Annotated in this window: 15 protein-coding genes; 13 read left to right on the top strand and 2 right to left on the bottom strand. The window is 34.9% G+C overall.

Features of this window, described 5'->3' with window-relative positions:
- The first annotated feature begins 102 nt into the window (after positions 1–102).
- The 13 genes from RTW14_RS17695 (at position 103) to RTW14_RS17635 (ending at position 14,068) form a co-directional block, all read left to right on the top strand.
- On the top strand, positions 103–1,044 hold the full coding sequence (locus RTW14_RS17695; protein WP_312653951.1) for a VanW family protein: 942 nt from the start codon (positions 103–105) through the stop codon (positions 1,042–1,044).
- A complete protein-coding gene (locus tag RTW14_RS17690; RefSeq protein WP_312653949.1) occupies positions 1,041–2,666 on the top strand; it encodes a hypothetical protein in 1,626 nt (541 codons plus the stop codon). Before RTW14_RS17695 ends, RTW14_RS17690 begins: the two co-directional genes overlap by 4 nt.
- A gap of 182 nt (positions 2,667–2,848) precedes the next feature.
- Entirely contained in the window at positions 2,849–4,498 is a 1,650-nt protein-coding gene (locus RTW14_RS17685; RefSeq protein WP_312653947.1) for a hypothetical protein, read from the top strand.
- 92 nt (positions 4,499–4,590) lie between these two features.
- Complete coding sequence (locus RTW14_RS17680; RefSeq protein WP_312653945.1) at positions 4,591–5,583, top strand: hypothetical protein; 993 nt, start codon at positions 4,591–4,593, stop codon at positions 5,581–5,583.
- 43 nt (positions 5,584–5,626) lie between these two features.
- The gene (locus RTW14_RS17675; protein ID WP_312653943.1) at positions 5,627–5,956 is read left to right on the top strand and encodes a hypothetical protein; all 330 of its coding nucleotides are present in this window, start codon (positions 5,627–5,629) and stop codon (positions 5,954–5,956) included.
- On the top strand, positions 5,953–7,632 hold the full coding sequence (locus RTW14_RS17670) for a hypothetical protein (RefSeq protein WP_312653941.1): 1,680 nt from the start codon (positions 5,953–5,955) through the stop codon (positions 7,630–7,632). Before RTW14_RS17675 ends, RTW14_RS17670 begins: the two co-directional genes overlap by 4 nt.
- Positions 7,633–7,667: 35 nt before the next feature.
- Complete coding sequence (locus RTW14_RS17665; RefSeq protein WP_312653939.1) at positions 7,668–8,030, top strand: hypothetical protein; 363 nt, start codon at positions 7,668–7,670, stop codon at positions 8,028–8,030.
- A gap of 36 nt (positions 8,031–8,066) precedes the next feature.
- Positions 8,067–9,470, top strand: coding sequence for a VanZ family protein (locus tag RTW14_RS17660; protein WP_312653937.1), 1,404 nt, complete (start codon positions 8,067–8,069; stop codon positions 9,468–9,470).
- A gap of 27 nt (positions 9,471–9,497) precedes the next feature.
- Positions 9,498–10,121: a hypothetical protein gene (locus RTW14_RS17655; protein WP_312653935.1), complete on the top strand. Its 624-nt coding sequence runs from the start codon at positions 9,498–9,500 to the stop codon at positions 10,119–10,121.
- Positions 10,122–10,124: 3 nt separating this feature from the next.
- The gene (locus tag RTW14_RS17650; RefSeq protein ID WP_312653933.1) at positions 10,125–10,766 is read left to right on the top strand and encodes a hypothetical protein; all 642 of its coding nucleotides are present in this window, start codon (positions 10,125–10,127) and stop codon (positions 10,764–10,766) included.
- 108 nt (positions 10,767–10,874) lie between these two features.
- The gene (locus RTW14_RS17645; RefSeq protein WP_312653931.1) at positions 10,875–11,219 is read left to right on the top strand and encodes a PadR family transcriptional regulator; all 345 of its coding nucleotides are present in this window, start codon (positions 10,875–10,877) and stop codon (positions 11,217–11,219) included.
- On the top strand, positions 11,206–12,639 hold the full coding sequence (locus tag RTW14_RS17640; RefSeq protein ID WP_312653929.1) for a permease prefix domain 1-containing protein: 1,434 nt from the start codon (positions 11,206–11,208) through the stop codon (positions 12,637–12,639). The genes RTW14_RS17645 and RTW14_RS17640 overlap by 14 nt, the downstream gene beginning before the upstream one ends.
- Positions 12,626–14,068, top strand: a complete 1,443-nt coding sequence (locus tag RTW14_RS17635) for a permease prefix domain 1-containing protein (protein WP_312653927.1) — start codon at positions 12,626–12,628, stop codon at positions 14,066–14,068. The genes RTW14_RS17640 and RTW14_RS17635 overlap by 14 nt, the downstream gene beginning before the upstream one ends.
- Positions 14,069–14,149: 81 nt before the next feature.
- Here RTW14_RS17635 and RTW14_RS17630 read toward each other — a convergent pair whose 3' ends face one another.
- Both RTW14_RS17630 and RTW14_RS17625 read right to left on the bottom strand, forming a co-directional pair.
- Positions 14,150–16,642 carry an ABC transporter permease gene (locus RTW14_RS17630; protein WP_312653925.1) on the bottom strand — a complete coding sequence of 831 codons (2,493 nt, stop codon included), beginning with the start codon at positions 16,640–16,642 and terminating at the stop codon, positions 14,150–14,152.
- Complete coding sequence (locus tag RTW14_RS17625) at positions 16,639–17,316, bottom strand: ABC transporter ATP-binding protein (protein WP_312653923.1); 678 nt, start codon at positions 17,314–17,316, stop codon at positions 16,639–16,641. Before RTW14_RS17625 ends, RTW14_RS17630 begins: the two co-directional genes overlap by 4 nt.
- Between the last annotated feature and the right edge of the window lie 3 nt (positions 17,317–17,319).

The following is a 17,319-nucleotide window of genomic DNA, read 5'->3' as shown; positions in this document are numbered from 1 at the left end:
GGAAGAAAAATACCAAAATGTATAACATCTGAAGATATATTAACAAACGATAGTGCCACTATTGATAACGTAGTGCCAGAAGAAAGTAAGTGATGAGAGTAAATGATACTGAAAAAGGGATATAGGGAAATTCTGCAACCTAAGAAACGGAGTAATTTCAGACTGCGGTGCGGTAAAGTATATTATACATTTAAGCGTTACTTGTTATGGAATTCTAATAAGTTTAAGTTTGCAGAAAAATGCAAGAATGAGATGCTGTCTTATATCGTGCACCAACATCAATCATTATTGCTCAGGCAGCTTAAGGATGTGGACATGAAATATCAATACAGTAAGATTACTAATTTGCAAATTGCAGCTAAGAAACTTAATGGATTAATGATATACCCAGGGGAAACATTTAGCTATTGGAAGACTATAGGAAAACCAAGCGCAAAAAAGGGATATGTAGAAGGTATGGTTTTAGATTGCGGAAATTTTAAATATGGAAGGGGTGGTGGACTTTGTCAAATGTCCAATCTGATATATTGGATGACATTACATACACCGCTTACAGTAGTTGAAAGATATAGGCATTCTTTTGATGTATTTCCAGATACAAATAGAACATTACCTTTTGGAAGTGGTGCAACCTGTGTTTATCCATATAGAGATTTAATAATTAAAAATGAAACTCCCATAGCTTATCAGCTTTGTATTTGGGTAGGCGAAGAATATTTAGAAGGCCAGTGGAGAGCATCACAAGAATTAGATTGCAAATACAAGGTAATAGAAAAAAATCATAGTATAAAAGCAGAATATTGGGGTGGATATAGTAGAAACAATGAGCTTTATAGAGAAAAATATGATTTGGCTGATTGCTTTATTGAGACTGAATATATTACAGAAAATCATGCCTTGATGATGTATCCCCCATTTTTACAAGAGGGGGAAAATAACAATTTTGGGTGTCTTAGTAAAGAAATAGAGGATGAAAATGAGGGCAGTGATATAGAAGAGTTAATTGATGATGAATGGAAGTGGGATGAGACGGAGGTTTTATGAAAAGAAAATTTTTTAGTGTGTTAATTTCTATAAGTATAATTTTTAGTATGAGCATGGAAATCAGTGCTATTGCTTATGGAGGCCAAATCGGAACTGTAAACGTTACACTGCCTAGTTTTAAGGTGACTATGAACGGAGAGTCAGTAAATAATGCCTATAGTAAATATCCACTAATTGTATACAACAACATTACATATTTCCCGATGACATACAGTGACTGCAGGTATCTTGGCATTGAATCTACTTGGAAGGGTGAGAAAGAGGGATTACTGGTGGATGCTACAGGGGTAACTGCAGCCTATAATCCATACAAATCAGCTTCAAAAAACGGCAGAAGTTATACTGCAAGGATTCCATCTTTTCCAATAAAGGTAAATGGAAAAGCAATTGATAACAGCAAGGAGCAATATCCACTTCTCTCTTTTCGTGACATCACATATTTTCCAATGACTTGGAAATATGGTGTTGAGCAGTTTGGATGGGACTATAGTTTTGATGGAAAAAATGGTTTGGTTATAAAATCAAAGAATATAAAACTTCAACAAATTACACTATTAAATAACAGATCAAAAGAAGAATATAGTGATTATGAGAATCAAAAAGGTACTGTAATTGTTAAGAGCGGATATGTGTATTATTGTAACAAAACAGGTGGAATAATGCGAACACCCCTTTCCAATACATCCAAAGCAAAGAAAATACTTCAGCTTGAAAAAAATATTGGATATGGTGGTGATTATTATATGCATAGTTTCTATGAAGAAAATGGTAAGGCCATGTTGTTTTTCCATTCAGGGGGTGCTGTAATGGGAGAGGATCATAGGGTTGAATTAAATTCTGATGGAACCATCAGGGAGATTCAGGACAGTTATACTGAAACTACAGCTATTGGTGACAAGTTATTCATGCTTTACGACGGACAGGGAAGAGGGCCGGGAGGATTAAGCATGCAAAAGAAGGGGCAGGATAAATCAATACCAATTGGCAGTTCGGATTATTGGTATTATTCATTGGGAAGTGTAGATGGTATATCTAAGTTTTCTCTTGTAGGTAATCAATTATATTTGGGGGCATCTAAGGTATTAGAAAAACCAAGTGATGGCGCCATTAAGTTAGATAAATCAGCAGTCTATAAGATAAATATTGATACAAATGAAGTTACTAAAGTAAGTAATCAAGATGAGGTTGGTGCTGCTCAGATTGAAGGTGACTATCTCTATTATATAAGTAGGGATAGCATATATAAAGTATATCTTAAGGATGGGGGAGAAAGCTTGGTATCAAAAGTTGAAGGACTATCTGGAAAAAGTGAAAATTTAGCCGTAATAGGTGGTAAAATTTATTTTAGTAAAAATAGTAAAATATATACACTAGGCAATAATGTTTCACTTAATCCTAATGCTGAAATTACATCTATGAATATAACTGGAGATAACATGGAGTATTTAGTTTGTAGATTTAAAGAAACGATTAATGCAAAATACAGAATTATGATTTTTGATAAAAATGGCAAGGTTGTATTTAAAACTTCTGACTGTGGTAGCAATGTGACCATTGAGGGGAAGAAAGTGTATTTTTACGATATTACAACAGAAAAAATCTGTACATTTACACTGAATTAGTATTGTTAACAAAACACCTTTTCGCAAAAAAATATGAAGAGATTTGTGGTGATTAAGAGCCGAAAAATAAAAATTTTGAGTGTTTTAGATAAAGAAATGGATGATGAAAAAGGTGAGTTAGTAAATCCGGTAATAGATAAAATGAAGTAAATAAATTAATGCAAATTGAAGAAAGGTGTTTTATGAGAAGAAAATTTTTTAGTGTGTTAGTTTCTATAAGTATAATTTTTAGTATGATCGTGGAAATGAGCGCTATTGCTTATGGAGGGCAGAGTGGAAATGTAAATATTACATTACCTAATTTTAAGGTTACAATGAACGGTGAAGTAGTTAATAATGACTACAGCAAGTATCCATTAATTGTTTACAACAACATTACATATTTCCCGATGACTTTTAGTGATTGTAGGTATCTTGGAATTGAATCTACTTGGAAGGGTGACAAAGAGGGATTATTGGTGGATGCTACAGGGGTGACTGCAGCGTATAATCCATACAAATCAGCTTCAAAAAACGGCAGAAGTTATACTGCGAAGATTCCATCATTTCCGATAAAGGTAAATGGGAAAGTAATTGATAACAGTAAGGAACAGTATCCGTTACTGTCTTTTCGTGACATCACATATTTTCCTATGACTTGGAAATATGGTGTTGAGCAGTTTGGATGGGACTATAGCTTTGATGGAAAAAGTGGTCTGGTTATAAAATCAAAGAATATAAAGCTTCAGCAGATTGCACTTCCAAAGGACAGGGCAAATGAGAACGAATATAGTGATTATGCAGGCAAGAAAAGCACTTTTGTGTTTGTAAAAAATGGACATGTATATTTTGATAATAAAACAGGTGGTATCATTGAGGCATCCCTTTCCAATACATCGAAAACAAAGAAATTGTACCAGCTAGAAAAAAACTCCTATTTTGGGGATAATTATGAAATGCATAACTTCTATGAAGAAAATGGTAAGGCTATGTTATATTTTCATTCAGGTGGAGCTTCTATGGGGTCAGATCACAGGATTGAACTAAATTCTAACGGAACCATTAGAGAGATCCAATCTGATTATCATCAAACTACAGCTATTGGTGACAAGTTGTTTATGCTTTGGGTTGGACCGATGGGAGGAGCGGGAGGATTAAGTATGCAGAAAAATGGTCAAAAAGAGTCAGTACCAATTGGGGGTTATGATTATTGGTATGATACTTTGCCGTCAGTAAGTTTTAATGGAATACCTGATTTCTCGCTTATTGGAAATCAATTATATTTAAGGGCATCTAAGGTATTAGAAAAATCTAAGGATGGAATTACTAAGCTAGATAAAAAAGCAATATATAAGGTAAATATTAATACCAATGAAGTTACAAAAGTAAGTAATTCTCTTGAGGATGTTGATATGGCTCAGATTGAGGGGGACTATCTTTATTATTTAAGCAAGGGCGGAGTATATAAAGTATCCCTTAAAGATGGAGCAGAAAGCTGTGTTGGAAAAACCCAGGGCTTACCTGCATTTGAATCGGATATGAGTTTTGCTATAATGGGTGGAAAGCCATATTTTGCAAAAGAAGATAAAAAATTATACACTTTAGGTAATAATGATTCACTTAATCCAAATGCTGAACTGATATCCATGAGGATAACAGGAGATAACAAAGAATACTTAGCGTGCACATTTAAAGAGACAATGAATGCCAAGTACAGAATTATGGTATTTGACCAATCTGGAAAGGTTGTATTTAAAACTTCTGACTGTGGAAGCAATGTGACTGTAGAGGGAAATACGCTATACTTCTATAATATTACTACAGAAAAAGTATGCACTTGTACACTGAATTAGATTACAAATACAAGGGAATAGAGAAAAAAGGCGGAGAATCAATATTGTTACTGCTGATAACAAAATGCTAGAAGAAAGTGGGTTGAACGATTATGAGATATAAAAATATAATAATGATTTTGGTAGTAATGGTAATGTGTAGTTTCTTAAATGGATGTTTTCCCTTGAATACTCCTAGGGAATATACTTTAGCAAATGATGTGGGAGAGCCTCTTGATGTAGGGCAAACCTGGAATGAAGAGGGAAAATTTAATGTAACAGTAAATGATATAACGGAGGTCCCCCTGACAAATCTGGATATTAGTAAAGAGGATTTAAAGTATTATAGGACTAACGATAAAATTGTTAAAGCACTGGATATACAGTTTGATTTTGAAAATATAAATTACAGTAGTTTTAAAGAAGACGGTGGAAAAATCCGTAAGGGACTCTTTTTTTATTTAAAGGCGCTTGGATATGATGATAAAGGTAATTTAGTAAATCCAGTTCCTTTAGAATCAACATCTGATGGAGTATTCAATTATCCTTATGGTGAAAATGACATTACAATTGGAAAAAGCTCGAGAGTTAATCACTATGTTGTTTTAATTGCAGATGAAGTAAAGAAAGTCAAAATAAATTTTTCTACTTATAAAGATTCTGAAGATTATAGATATGAAAAGAATTTTGCCTATGAAGTTTCATCAATTTCACCTATAGAAAATAATTATGATATGATTTCTGCTTACCTTGAAAAGGAATTCAAGAATGTATACAACAATTATTATGAAATTTTAGATTTAATTATTAGCCAATATGAAGAGAAGAAGGTTGATGGAAAGGTGCAGGCTACATTTTTATATACCATGATACATAAAAATTTTGATCGGGATCCAGAATCTGTAGCATATATCAAAGAGGCTAAGAAGAATAAAAGCCCATACTATGAGCAGATGTGTAAAGAATATCTAGAGCCACAAGAGGCAAATTATGAATTTATGGTAGAAATAGATCAACAAGGTAAAATGACTTTGTATACGAATATTTCACCCAAAGCAACAGAATGGAAAGAGGTACAGGTATCAGACTTTATTTTAAAGGATTAAAATTTCGTGCTTGAGTAGGCGAAGAATATGAGTGAGGTGCAAAATGGCTTTATGGTTAGTATCAATGTTTTTCTGTTTTGTTGGAATGGTTATAGGCGGAACTTTATTTAATGAAGTAGGACTTTTTTTAGGGGCGGCTATAGGTTTTCTTTCGCCTAGTATTTTTATTTTACAAAATATTTATGAAGCTATTTGTGGTGATAAAAAGCCGGAAAATGAAAAATTTGAGTGCCTTAATGAAGAAATAAATGAAGCAAATGAGGGCAGTGACATAGAAGATTTAATTGGTGATGACTGGAAGATGGATGAGGAATATTGGAGCAAGTATGTTGAAAATGCCAATCACAACAAGGGAGAGAAGGGTGTCTTATGAAAAGAAAATTTTTTAGTGTGTTGATTTCTCTAAGTATAATTTTTAGTATGAGCATGGAAATGAGTGCTATTGCTTATGGAGGACAGAGTGAAAATGTAAATATTACATTACCTAATTTTAAGGTTACTATGAATGGTGAAGTAGTTAACAATGACTACAGTAAGTATCCGTTAATTGTTTACAATAACATTACTTATTTTCCTATGACCTATAGTGATTGCAGGTATCTTGGGATTGAATCCATTTGGAAGGGGAATAAAGAAGGATTATTGGTGGATGCTACGGGGGTGACTGCAGCATATAATCCATATAAATCGTCCTCAAAGAACGGCAGAAGTTATACTGCAAAGATTCCATCGTTTCCAATAAAGGTAAATGGGAAAGCAATTGATAACAGCAAGGAGCAGTATCCACTTCTCTCATTCCGTGATATCACCTATTTCCCTATGACTTGGAAGTACGGTGTTGAACAATTTGGATGGGGTCATAGTTTTGATGTAAAAAATGGTCTAGTTATAAAATCCAAGAATAGAAAGCTTGAACAGATTACACTTCCAAAGGATAGGGCAAATGAGAACCAATATAGTAACTATGCGGGCAAGAAAAGTACCTGTGTAATGGTTAAAAATGGGTATTTATATTATGACAATAGTACAGGTGGAATCATGCAGGCACCACTTTCCAACACCGCTAAGACAAAGAAAATATATCAACTGGAGAAAAACTTTTATGACGAAGATGATTATGATAGGCATTGCTTCTACGAAGAAAATGGTAAAGCTATGTTGTATTATCATTCGGGTGGAGCTACTATGGGATCAGATCATAGGTTTGAATTAAATTCTGACGGAACTATAAGGGAAATTCAATCGGATTATGATCAAACTACAGTAATCGGTGATAATCTTTTTATGGTTTGGATTGGACCGATGCCGGGACCGGGAGGATTAAGCATGAAGAAAAAAGGGCAAACAGAGCCGGTATCAATTGGAAGTAAAGATTATTGGTATGATACCCTAACGGTAAAGAAATTTGGGGGGATACCTGATTTGGCAGGAAGTTTTGGTGGGGTGCCTGATTTTTCCCTAATAGGAAATCAATTGTTTTTAAGAGCATCTAAAGTATTAGAAAAAGCCAGTGATGGAAGTTATAGATTAGATACAAAGCAAGTGTACAAGGTAAATATTGATACGAATGAGGTTACTAGAATAAGTAATTCTAAAGAGGCTGTTGATACGGCTCAGATTGAAGGAGACAATCTTTATTATTTGAGTAAGGGTAGTATTTATAAAATGTCGCTTAAAGATGGAAAAGAAATTTTTCTTGGAAAGGCAGAGGGATTACCTGAATTTGAACCTGAAATTAGTTTTAAGGTGCTGGGTGGAAAGGCTTATTTTGCAAAAGAAAATAAGCAGTTATATGTGTTAGGCAATAATATTTCACTTAATCCAAAGGCTGAACTAGTATCAATGAAGATAACAGGGGATAACAAAGAATACTTAGCTTGCACATTTAAAGAGACAACGAATGCCAAGTATAGGATTATGGTATTTGACCAATCGGGGAAGGTTATATTTAAAACTTCTGATTGTGGAAGCAATGTAACTGTAGAAGGGAATACGCTATACTTTTATAATATTACTACAGAAAATGTATGCAGCTGTAAAATAAAGTAAAGCTTTTCAAGAATAAATAAAAGGTTAGGGGAATTATGTCATTTGGTTTAAAAGTATGGCTGGTAATATGGTCAATAGTTACTATTTTTTATATGGCTAAAAGTTATATGGATCCATATAATGATCGTTTTTTATATAATCAGATTGAAAACTATATATTTATTTTCACACCTTCTTGTTGTGTGTTGTTTGTAAGTATTTATTTTCAAATCCTAAAGAGTTTTTTTAAGAACATAGCGGTACCATGTTTTATTGCAATTGTCACCTATTTTATAGTTTTAATAGCCGCCTTGCCATATGGCTTTTTAGGCTGCCTGCTGGCTGGCCTTGTAGTTGCACCAGTTGGGCTTTTTCACTATAAATTATCAGTTACATTTTTTGGAGATATAGAATTTTAAAATAAAGAAATGGAAATTTTAGAATAGGGGAATAAAATGTTAATTTCACAGATTTTTTGGATGTTAAAACAATATTTAGTTTTTGCAATTTTGGGAGTTGCTTTTTTAGCAATACTATTTTGTATCATTTACTTTATAGTATACAGAAAGTTACTAAAGGGGCAGAAAAAGATAAACCTTAAATCAGCTTTTATAGTAGCTGCATTTGTATGTTATATTCTAATGGTTCTATACGCCACGTTGTTTAGTAGAGGGTCAATGGGATATTGTTCCGTAAATTTGGACTTGTTTAGTTCCTATCTGGAGGCATGGAACAGCTTTACTTTAAGAGGGTGGCAGCTTTTAATTTTAAACATTGTTATGTTTGTTCCATTTGGAATGCTGCTGCCATTAGTTAACAAGAAATTTAAACGTGTGATTTGGTCTGCTAGTGCAGGTGCTCTATTTACTTTATTGATTGAAACGGTACAGCTCATATTTAATCTTGGCGTATTTGAGGTGGACGACATCGTTAATAATTTTGCAGGTGCAATGATTGGATATGGTTTAATCATGGCCATGCTGTCCGTATTACATAGAGAAAAGGAATTACCAAAGAAAATTACATGCTATTTATTACCTTTAGTTTTGGTTATTGGTGGATTCGCAGGCATTTTTATAAAGTATAATATGAATGAACTGGGAAATCTGGAAGAAGCTTATAGTACAAAGATACAATGTGAAGATGCGAAAATTACTTCAGACATAAAATTGTCAAAAGAATCTAAACAAGATGTGATATATAAAACTAAAGTCTATGATAAAAAAACGGCCCTCGAATATGCTAAAAAAATCTTTAAGGGAATGGGGATACCTGCAGATAATTTAAAAATTCTTCAGTTTAATGACAATGCCCTTTATACATCGCATGAAGAAAGTGAATATAGCTTATGGATTGAATACGCTGGGGGTCTGTATAGCTATACAGATTACACATTTGATAAAAGTAACCCTACAAGTGAGCCGATTAAAGAGGAAACTATCATTTCTAAATTAAAAAAAATGAATGTTACTGTTCCGGAGGGGCTAACATTTGAAAATAAAGAACAAGAGGGACAATTTTGCTTTAAAGCAGATATGACAAAATATAAAGATGAATATCTTTTAGGGGAACTTAGAGGTACTCTTTATCAGGATGGAGTTATAAGAAACGTAGACAATAGTTTAGCGGTTTTGGAAAAGTACAAAGATGTAGAAGTTATAAGTGAAGCAGAGGCATTTGAACAAATCAAACAGGGTAAGTTTAATTTATATCTTGATAAGGAAATCTCAACTCTTACAATTGAGCATGTTAATTTAGAGTACAGAGCAGATAGCAAGGGATTTTATCAGCCAGTATATAGTTTTAAAGTGAAAATGAATGGTGAGGAAAACTTTATTCCTGTTCCGGCTTTAAATTAGTAGATTTAAGACACTTGGGGGGAGACAATGGAAGATAAAGCGATATATGATTTAAAGTCACTTAAATGGGTGATTTTGGGGATAATGATTAGTTCAATCAGCATATTCTTACAAATGGGCACAGGCTTAGTTGATACGGATTTGTCAAGTATAGTCATACTATTTAGTGTGGTAAAAATAATAGGCTGGATTATTGTTATTTTAGGACTAAGAAAAATCAGGGAATATGGTAAGTTTAATAAATGTTATACGTCTTCTTTATGGGTGTTGGCAATGATGGTAGTAGGGTTTATGTCGATTATCTTACTAGCCATACTGATTGCATTTTATTACTATCTGTTTAAAAGCTTAGAGGATATTGCATTACAATTGAAAGAAAACACTTTTGCCAAATTAGCAGACCGTATTTTTATGGTTTCTGCTTGGATATTTATTTTAGCGCTTTGTATTATGCCTATTTCTGCCTTTATTTTTAAAGCCCTGCAGCCCATGTTTATAGACATTTTAATCATCATAACAGCAGTAATATGTCTAGTGATTTGTTCTTTTATTTATCTGGCATATAAAAAGTTAGATGGGAGAGAAATACCGAATACAAAAGCCTTTCAGTGCGATGATAACAATTTGGAACTAAAGAACATGGGGGATTAGAGAATGGAGGAGAAACAAATTTATGATTTAAAGTCACTTAAAAAGATGATTTTAGGTTTGATATTTGTGTTGAATTTAAGAAATGTTTTAGATGTGTTGGATGTAGATTTTTCAAGTATGAAAGTAATATGCGGTGTCCTTGAAATACTAGGGTGGATTTTTATTGATTTTGGATTGAGGGACATTAGAAAATATAGTAAGTTTAATAAATGTTACATGTCTGCAATGTGGATGTTTGGAATCTATGTAGGTTCAATAATTATAGTTTTTATTTCTAGTGTCATAAGCTATGAATTTTTAAATAAAGCAGTAATAATGGTGTATATTTTAATATTTTCAGTAGCAGAAGTTATATTTTTTTATTATTTGTTAAAAAGCATAGAAGAAATAGCCTTACAGTTAGAAGAAAAAAATTTTGCTAAGATGCCATATATGATTTTTATAGTTTTCAGTTGCACTGTATTTGTAAATATTTGCATTACAATTAGTCTGACAACAATATTTTCAGTTGAAGAGAATGTTATTAACATGACTAAAATAGCAACAGTCATCATATGTGCAATTGTGTATGCTTTTATTTATTTGGCATATAAAAAGTTAGATGGGAGAGAAATACCGAATTTAGCAATGAGGGAAAATAATTAAATATTTAGGAATTGACATATATCGGTAATCTATATATAATGTTATATAGATTACCGATATATGTAGATTATAGATATATTTGGTTTGGACAAAAGGGGGATTATATAGATGAAAGTAGATAAAAGCTTAACGAGTGGCAGCACTACCATGCTTGTGCTAAAGCTGCTTGAAAATCAGGATATGTATGGATATCAAATGATAGAGGAACTAGAGAGAAAGTCTAATAATGTGTTTACACTAAAGGCTGGAACTTTATATCCCATATTACACGCTTTAGAGCAACAGGGGATGATTACCGCTTACGAAGGTTTATCTGAAGAGGGGCGCACTAGGAAGTATTACAAGATTACAGAGAAGGGTAAGAAACTATTTCAGGAAAAGAAGGAAGAATGGACGGTTTATGCCACAGCAGTAAAAGATGTACTGGGGGGTGTTTCTTATGCCACAGTGTAACGAAGAACAAAACTTTGGTAAAGCCGGTGAATATGTGAAAAAAGTATGTGAGCAGATTCGTTGGGGCAGAGCACATAAAGTGATTTCTCAAGAACTGCTGAATCATATAGAAGACCAGAAAGAAGCTTACATCAAAAAAGGGCAAAAGGAACAAGAGGCAGAAAGAAATGCGGTATTAGAGATGGGCGATGCGGTTACAGTAGGACAGCAGCTTGATCGAACCCACAGACCAAAGCCTGAATGGGGAACTATAGTAATGCTTTGTATTTGTCTTATACTAGGGGCTGTTGTTCAATTTATTATCAGCTATTATTCGGGGATGAATGGTGAAAACTATAATTCTGCATTTAAAGATTATTTAGTTTCTGTTCCATTTGGGCTAGCTGCTTTTTTATTTGTATATTTTACAGATTTTACTTTAATCATAAGAAGCCCAATATTTTTTTATTTTAGTATTTTAGCTGCTTCTGGTGGTATTATAATTAATTCTACAGCCAGATTTGGAACGTATGGACATATCATTTGTACAGCTATGCTTTTGTGCCCCATGTATGCAGCTATTGTGTACAATTATCGGAATAGCGGGTATGGCGGAATTATTAAATCAGGGATTATAGCCGTTTTAACCCTTGGAGTTTTTGCTTATGGCGGGGGATATATGGCGTGTTTCCTATTTGCCCTATCTGGTCTTATTATCCTTTCAACTGCCATCAGTAAAGGCTGGTTTTCAGTAAAGAAATGGAAAGCATTCCTATTGGTATATGTTCCAGCTTTATCCGTATTAATGTATACTCTTTTAGCAATACAGGCACATATCAGCCTAAGAGGAAGGGGAATCATTTTACCAATCAGTAGTTTGATTCATCAACAAGAAAGCCCAGATTTTTATGTTATAATGGTGCTTAAGCAGTATATACAAAATCTAAAACTATGGGGAGAAGGAATGCCAGCCTTTCCTAATTCCTTAAGTCCGGCGACCATTGAAAAAATATTACCTTGCTGGGGTTCTGATTATTCATTGGTTTATATAGCATATAAATTCGGCTATGTTTGTGCAGCTATTTTAATTGCAATTCTAGCATTTTTACTTATTAGAATGCTTGTTATTACCTTAAGACAAACAAGTGAATTAGGATTTATTGTATGCCTTTCTGTTACTATAGAACTCTTTATTCAATCGGCATTTTATATATCAAGTAATCTTGGCGTTATGACAGCTGTAGCAGGACCATTGCCATTCATTACATATGAAGAAAAGAGTTTTATTGTCAATATGTATTTAATGGGATTGTTTTTATCAGCATTTCGAAACAAATCCATAGTAAGTGATAAACAGGATATAAAATCAAAAAAATTATGGCTTGGATTAATATTAAAGAAGAAAAAAAGTACTGGTGGTGACAACTATGCAGGAATATAAGAGCCAAAATGACATCACTGATAAAGCTGTTGGTGAATTTATCACAAAAGTTTGTGAGCAGATTCGTTGGAAAAAGGCACACAGTAGTATCTCAGAGGAATTGCTAAATCATATAGAAGACCAGAAAGAGGCTTTTGTCAGAAGAGGTCAAAAGGAAGAAGAGGCAGAAAAAAATGCTATATTGCAAATGGGTGATGCAGTTGCTGTAGGGCAGCAGCTAGACAGAACTCACAGACCAAAGCCGGACTGGGGTGTTTTTATATTAGTTTTTTTGTGTATATTGGTAAGTGTAGCATTACGGTATTTCATTTCCTTAAATAATGGGGAGGATGGGGCACCGGCTATAGGATATTTTTATTCTTATTTAAAAGTTCTGCCCTTTGGGATGGTAGCAATGATTGGGATGTATTTTGCAGATTACAGCCTGATTGGAAAATACCCGAAAGTCCTTTATGGGGCGGCTTTAGCAGTAACCCTATTATTGTTCAATTTTGCACCTCAACTAAATTATGTTTATATCCATGTGTTTTATTGTGCAGTATTGTTGATACCACTTTATGCAGGATTTGTGTACAGTCAGCGTGGAAAAGGGTATCTAGGATTGGTATACTGTGGTGCAGTAGGAGTAATTAGTTGTATAGTATTTGAGTGGGGTCCATCGATTGTGTCAGTATGGATGTTTTCCATAAGTGGTGCGGTTATCCTCACGGCAGGTATAAAAAAAGATTGGTTTCAGGTCCGAAAAAAATATGCCTTGGGTTTAGTATGGGGACCTGTACTATTTGTAATAATGGCACCTTTTATTTTGTGTTTTAGACGATTTAAGTGTATGTTTAGCACAGAAGGAGATGAATATGGGTACTCATATGTGCTGAAGATGATAAGAGAATTTCTTTCTAATTCAAAGTTATTGGGGAGGGGGGATTTGCCTTCTTTTATAACTCAAGAAAATTTTGATGTTGTTAATGGAAGAGGTATAGAAGGAGTGCTTCCATCTTGGCAGAATGACTATTGTTTGACCTATATGATTCATAAATTTGGATGGTTTACTGCGGTAATGGTGATTGCTTTGGTAGTGTTTCTGTTAATCAGACTATATAAAATAGTGAATAAGCAGAGCAGCCAGCTGGGATATATTGTAGCTTTAGGAGTGGCTATGACTATAGTATCCCAGTGTATAATTTTCTTGTTTGCAAATTTAGGTATATGTGGTTGGCATTCCCATCCATTACCCCTCATTTCTCCGGGAGATATAAGCTTAATTGTAAACATGGGGTTGATGGGCCTGATACTATCTGTATATAGAAATAATTCAATTGTCAGGGATAGGATTATACAAATAAAATCAGTTGAGAATTTCAAGGGTTCTAATGTAGAACAACATAGCTTACAATTAGGAAAGTGGCAGTTGACAATAAGAAAACTGTAAATGAAATTCTATGAGAACAAAAATGCCTACTGTTAATCATACAGTAGGCATTTTATGTATGCTTTTTTTAATTTTATTTTCTTATGCTTCTCGTAATCGTTCTACGATACTTTGTCTATCTGTTGTATGGTAAACAACAAAAGGAACCAGGATTCCCAAAGCAAACAACAGTGGTAAAATAATCACCAGAGGCCAGAAAACAAAGTGATAATTAAAAAACCAGACCTGCCCGCACATAGGACGTACAATCAGCATGGAGCAGCCGATACTTAGTAAAACGGATATTGCCATAGTGAAAGCCGCATAATAACCGCCTTCAAAGCATAGCATTTTCACAAGCTGGCTCCGAGTCATACCGATACTTTGCAGCATAGCAAATTCTTTTCGTCGAATCAGGATGCTGGTCAAAATGGCATTTATAAAATTTAAGATGCCTATGAATCCAATAATCAGGGATAAAGAGCCGCCAATTAAAACTGCTGTATCTTGTATGCCCTCTAAGCCTGCCAGTGCAGTGAACTTAGACTCATAATTCATGGTTGGTTCAATTCTGTCAGTATACTGTTTTAAAAAGGTTTCAGTAAGTGCCTCTTTATCATCCGATACATTAAAAGTATAACTCATGACGAAGCTGTTGCCAGTTAATTCTTTATATATAGAACCTGGCAGGAAGAAGATTGAACCCATCCAGCTCCCATCAGTATTCGTATTTGAGTTTGCAATAACATGACCAAGAACCGTCATTTCTCGCACTTGATCGTTGCAGGTCAATGAGATTACAGCGCCAACCTTGTGGTTGAAGCTATCCATTTTAACATTGCCGTTGTCGTCTGTCATTACGCCTTCAAGAATATAATTACCTGTAGCAAGTTTTTGTTTATCAAGCTCACCGTCTACAAGGTGCAGGCAGGAAAATGGAAAACCGTCAAGACCATATAGAGCTGTGGAAAACGAACCGTCAGGGTTCTTGTTCATTGTCTGTTTAGAAGTTTTACTTGTATAACTGCCCCAGCTGCCATATAGACGTCCTCCGATTTCAAAACCCTCTTGCTGGTTGACGGCAGCAATGAAGTCTTCGCTTAATGCACTGTCTTTGCCGTTGTATTTGTTGTTAAATAAATCGGCATGGCCAATTAAAAAGTCTGAATCACTGAATTTTTCAAGGGCTTTATTCACGTCTACACTTTGTGATATAGTGAACACCGTGTTGGTAAGGACGATGCTAAGGCTTAAACTAAGGATTACTAGCACAGTACGCTTTTTATTACGACCTAAATTTGTAAGAGCCATACGTTTTGGTTCAGCACCATTTTGGGATTTTTTAAGCTTTTTTCCACAGACTGGATTGCTATCGACATAACCCACTGCTTCAACGGCAGACACTTTTGCCGCTATCCTTCCTGGCTTGTAAGTACTGATGAACACAGTAATTAGCGCAAAAACAGCAGCTCCTACAAAAATGAGCGGGTTAGGTGACACCGATACGGCGCTGCCAGCGTAGGCAGTTTGAACCATTAATATGGGTACTAACTTCTTTCCCACAAAGAATCCAGACAGCAAGCCAAGCGGTATACCCATCAATGATAAGATCAGAGCCTGCCTTCGGATAATAGTACGAAGCTGTCGACCGGTTGTTCCAATCGTTTTTAAAAGACCATAAAAACGTATATCCCGTAAAACGGAGATTTGAAAGATGTTATATATGATTAAATAGCCTGTAAAAACAAACAGTAGCAATGCACATGCAAGCGAGGTTACAGTGGCAGCATCAAGATTAAAGCCCGTGGACATATACGCCCAATTAATACCGGTTGCAATATAGTTTGGCGAGTTCCCTTCCATAGAATAGCCACTTTCTGATAAGACGGTTTCTAATTTCTGCGCTATGTTTATGCTGTTTTCAAACTTCATGTAACCAGAAATAGCCCCTGTAAGAGAATAGTCCTCATAATAGGTATTTTGCAGTTCGTCTTGATGGGCATCCATATAAGCACGAGAAGAAAAGATTTGTCCTACATTGAAGCCAGGATCACTTTCCCACCAGCCGGACAATACGAAATCACGTTTAATTGCCTTACCATGTACCGTAAGCTCTAAAGTCAGAGGCGTACCGACTTCCAAGGGGACGTTCATTAATTCCAATGTCTTGGTATCTGCAATCACCTCATTTTCGGTTTGTGGTTTGTGTCCGCCCGTAGGTTCGGCAAATCCATATTTTAGTCCAATATCATCGTAATACCAAAATTCTGTATATCTCTTAATGAGAGCTTCATTGTCAACATCATCACAAAGTATTCGGCAGTATGCCATTTCCTTGATAAGAGGATGTTTACTGATGGTATTATACTCTTTATCCGTAACATATTTAATCGTAGCGTGACCATCTCCGCCAGACATAACCATACTGGCCCGCTGCATACTTTCCAAAGCTCCAAATGCCATTGTTAAAACGCTTGTAAATAGTAGAGCAGTCAGAGCAATAGCCATCACTGCGATTACATTTCGTATTTTGTTGGCGCGAAAGCTTTTATGGGCTAGATTACGGATAGCTTTTTTATTTTTTACATGCATCATGAACGCTCACCACCTACAATTTTACCATCTTCAATTCGTATGATACGATCTGCAAGTTGTGCAATTTCCTCATTGTGTGTAATCATAACAATAGTTTGTTTAAATTTGTCGCTAGTCACTTTTAGAAGTCCCATTACATCCTGGCTGGTTTTACTATCCAAATTGCCTGTAGGCTCATCAGCAAGAATAATCGCAGGCTTTGAGGCCAATGCTCTTGCAATGGCAACACGTTGCTGTTGACCTCCGGAAAGGTTGTTTGGTAAGTTCTGAAGTTTGCTGTTAAGCCCTAGTGTATCGATAATTTGTGTTAGATAATTTTCGTCAGGCTCATTACCGTCCAATTGGATGGGCAGTACAATGTTTTCATACACATTGAGTACTGGAACAAGGTTGTAATTTTGAAATATAAATCCAATTTTACGGCGCCGAAAAATTGTCAGTTCCTCGTCTTTTAGAGAAAAAATCTCTTTGCCATCAACAGTAACACTTCCACTGGTAGGGCGGTCAAGGCCGCCAAGCATGTGCAGTAAAGTTGATTTGCCACTGCCTGAGGTACCTACGATGGCTAGAAATTCTCCATTTTCTATTGACAGGTTCACACCATCTAGTGCGTGAACAGCCGTTTCAAAGCTGCCATATTGTTTTCTTAAATCTTTTGTATTAAGTATGATCATTAA

It is taken from the genome of Aminipila sp., from assembly GCF_032051575.1.
Taxonomy (GTDB): Bacteria; Bacillota; Clostridia; order Peptostreptococcales; family Anaerovoracaceae; genus Aminipila.
Note: the sequence above shows the minus strand (reverse complement) of the source record. Positions and strands in the feature narration are given on the sequence as shown.

Bases quoted from the DNA above. Each gene is read 5' to 3' on its own strand.
- RTW14_RS17695 (WP_312653951.1), top strand. From the start codon at position 103: ATGATACTGAAAAAGGGATATAGGGAAATTCTGCAACCTAAGAAACGG.
- RTW14_RS17690 (WP_312653949.1), top strand. From the start codon at position 1,041: ATGAAAAGAAAATTTTTTAGTGTGTTAATTTCTATAAGTATAATTTTT.
- RTW14_RS17685 (WP_312653947.1), top strand. From the start codon at position 2,849: ATGAGAAGAAAATTTTTTAGTGTGTTAGTTTCTATAAGTATAATTTTT.
- RTW14_RS17680 (WP_312653945.1), top strand. From the start codon at position 4,591: ATGAGATATAAAAATATAATAATGATTTTGGTAGTAATGGTAATGTGT.
- RTW14_RS17675 (WP_312653943.1), top strand. From the start codon at position 5,627: ATGGCTTTATGGTTAGTATCAATGTTTTTCTGTTTTGTTGGAATGGTT.
- RTW14_RS17670 (WP_312653941.1), top strand. From the start codon at position 5,953: ATGAAAAGAAAATTTTTTAGTGTGTTGATTTCTCTAAGTATAATTTTT.
- RTW14_RS17665 (WP_312653939.1), top strand. From the start codon at position 7,668: ATGTCATTTGGTTTAAAAGTATGGCTGGTAATATGGTCAATAGTTACT.
- RTW14_RS17660 (WP_312653937.1), top strand. From the start codon at position 8,067: ATGTTAATTTCACAGATTTTTTGGATGTTAAAACAATATTTAGTTTTT.
- RTW14_RS17655 (WP_312653935.1), top strand. From the start codon at position 9,498: ATGGAAGATAAAGCGATATATGATTTAAAGTCACTTAAATGGGTGATT.
- RTW14_RS17650 (WP_312653933.1), top strand. From the start codon at position 10,125: ATGGAGGAGAAACAAATTTATGATTTAAAGTCACTTAAAAAGATGATT.
- RTW14_RS17645 (WP_312653931.1), top strand. From the start codon at position 10,875: ATGAAAGTAGATAAAAGCTTAACGAGTGGCAGCACTACCATGCTTGTG.
- RTW14_RS17640 (WP_312653929.1), top strand. From the start codon at position 11,206: ATGCCACAGTGTAACGAAGAACAAAACTTTGGTAAAGCCGGTGAATAT.
- RTW14_RS17635 (WP_312653927.1), top strand. From the start codon at position 12,626: ATGCAGGAATATAAGAGCCAAAATGACATCACTGATAAAGCTGTTGGT.
- RTW14_RS17630 (WP_312653925.1), bottom strand. From the start codon at position 16,642: ATGATGCATGTAAAAAATAAAAAAGCTATCCGTAATCTAGCCCATAAA.
- RTW14_RS17625 (WP_312653923.1), bottom strand. From the start codon at position 17,316: ATGATCATACTTAATACAAAAGATTTAAGAAAACAATATGGCAGCTTT.